Source organism: Escherichia sp. AM3 (assembly GCF_032029835.1).
GTDB classification, from domain to species: Bacteria; Pseudomonadota; Gammaproteobacteria; order Enterobacterales; family Enterobacteriaceae; genus Escherichia; species Escherichia coli.
This window is the reverse complement of record NZ_JAVUPQ010000202.1, coordinates 1-2,413: the sequence shown is the minus strand read 5'-3', so window position 1 is coordinate 2,413 and position 2,413 is coordinate 1. Positions and strand designations below refer to the sequence as shown.

Below are 2,413 nucleotides of genomic sequence, written 5' to 3'. Positions count from 1 at the left end.
GAATTTAAACTGGTCGATTCAATCCTGGTCACTCAATAAAACTGAATGATGCCGGATGATGATGCTAATGAAGTGTCTTATCCGGCCAACAAAATAACCTGAACGTAGACCTGATAAATGTAGCCATCAGGCAATAATACGATATTTCGTGCAGAGAGGTTATTTATGGCCACGCCATATATATCGATGGCGGGGATCGGCAAGTCCTTTGGTCCGGTTCACGCATTAAAGTCGGTTAATTTAACGGTTTATCCTGGTGAAATACATGCATTACTAGGAGAAAATGGCGCGGGTAAATCCACGCTAATGAAAGTTTTATCCGGAATACATGAGCCGACCAAAGGCACCATTACCATTAATAACATTAGCTATAACAAGCTGGATCATAAATTAGCGGCACAACTCGGTATCGGGATTATTTATCAGGAACTCAGCGTTATTGATGAATTAACCGTACTGGAAAATTTATATATTGGTCGTCATCTGACGAAAAAAATCTGTGGCGTCAATATTATCGACTGGCGAGAAATGCGTGTCCGCGCCGCCATGATGTTATTACGCGTGGGCTTGAAAGTTGATCTAGATGAGAAAGTGGCGAATTTATCTATCAGCCACAAGCAGATGCTAGAAATTGCCAAAACGCTGATGCTCGATGCCAAAGTCATCATCATGGATGAACCCACCTCCTCACTCACCAATAAAGAGGTGGACTATCTGTTTCTGATCATGAATCAGTTGCGTAAAGAGGGTACGGCCATCGTCTATATCTCGCATAAGTTGGCGGAAATTCGCCGTATTTGCGACCGCTATACGGTGATGAAAGACGGCAGCAGCGTTTGCAGCGGCATAGTAAGCGATGTGTCAAATGACGATATCGTCCGTCTGATGGTAGGCCGCGAACTGCAAAACCGTTTTAACGCGATGAAGGAGAATGTCAGCAACCTTGCGCACGAAACGGTTTTTGAGGTGCGGAACGTCACCAGTCGTGACAGAAAAAAGGTCCGGGATATCTCATTTAGCGTCTGCCGGGGAGAAATATTAGGCTTTGCCGGACTGGTCGGTTCCGGACGTACTGAACTGATGAATTGTCTGTTTGGCGTGGATAAACGCGCTGGCGGAGAAATCCGTCTTAATGGCAAAGATATCTCTCCACGTTCACCCCTGGATGCCGTGAAAAAAGGGATGGCTTACATCACTGAAAGCCGCCGGGATAACGGTTTTTTCCCCAACTTTTCAATCGCTCAGAACATGGCGATCAGCCGCAGTCTGAAAGACGGCGGCTATAAAGGCGCGATGGGCTTGTTTCATGAAGTTGACGAGCAACGTACCGCTGAAAATCAACGCGAACTGCTGGCGCTGAAATGTCATTCGGTAAACCAGAATATCACCGAACTCTCCGGGGGAAATCAGCAGAAAGTCCTGATCTCCAAATGGCTGTGCTGTTGCCCGGAAGTGATTATTTTCGATGAACCTACCCGCGGCATCGACGTTGGCGCGAAAGCCGAAATTTACAAAGTGATGCGCCAACTGGCGGACGACGGAAAAGTCATCCTGATGGTGTCATCTGAACTACCTGAAATTATCACCGTCTGCGACCGCATCGCCGTGTTCTGCGAAGGACGACTGACGCAAATCCTGACGAATCGCGATGACATGAGCGAAGAGGAGATTATGGCATGGGCTTTACCACAAGAGTAAAAAGCGAAGCGAGCGAGAAGAAACCGTTCAACTTTGCGCTGTTCTGGGATAAATACGGCACCTTTTTTATCCTGGCGATCATCGTCGCCATCTTTGGTTCGCTGTCACCAGAATATTTTCTGACCACCAATAATATTACCCAGATTTTTGTTCAAAGCTCCGTGACGGTATTGATCGGCATGGGCGAGTTTTTCGCTATCCTGGTCGCTGGTATCGACCTCTCGGTTGGCGCGATTCTGGCGCTTTCCGGTATGGTGACCGCCAAACTGATGTTGGCAGGTGTTGACCCGTTTCTCGCAGCGATGATTGGCGGTGTACTGGTTGGCGGCGCACTGGGGGCGATCAACGGCTGCCTGGTCAACTGGACGGGGCTACACCCGTTCATCATCACCCTTGGCACCAACGCGATTTTCCGTGGGATCACGCTGGTGATCTCCGATGCCAACTCGGTATACGGCTTCTCATTTGACTTCGTGAACTTCTTTGCCGCCAGCGTAATTGGGATACCTGTCCCCGTTATCTTCTCACTAATTGTCGCGCTCATCCTTTGGTTTCTGACAACGCGTATGCGGCTCGGGCGCAACATCTACGCACTGGGCGGCAACAAAAATTCGGCGTTCTATTCCGGGATTGACGTGAAATTCCACATCCTGGTGGTGTTTATCATCTCCGGTGTTTGTGCAGGTCTGGCAGGCGTCGTCTCAACTGCACGACT

The 2,413-nt window shown here is 48.7% G+C and carries 2 protein-coding genes; both read left to right on the top strand.

The window, feature by feature from the left end:
* The first annotated feature begins 165 nt into the window (after positions 1-165).
* Positions 166-1,698, top strand: coding sequence for a D-allose ABC transporter ATP-binding protein AlsA (alsA, locus tag RTW80_RS24075; RefSeq protein WP_000235257.1), 1,533 nt, complete (start codon positions 166-168; stop codon positions 1,696-1,698).
* Positions 1,677-2,413 (top strand): D-allose ABC transporter permease (gene alsC, locus RTW80_RS24070; protein WP_312720541.1); only part of this gene is annotated, 737 nt, incomplete at its 3' end. The genes alsA and alsC, both read left to right, overlap by 22 nt.

Excerpts from the sequence above, each read along its gene's own strand:
- alsA (WP_000235257.1), top strand. The coding sequence starts at position 166 with ATGGCCACGCCATATATATCGATGGCGGGGATCGGCAAGTCCTTTGGT.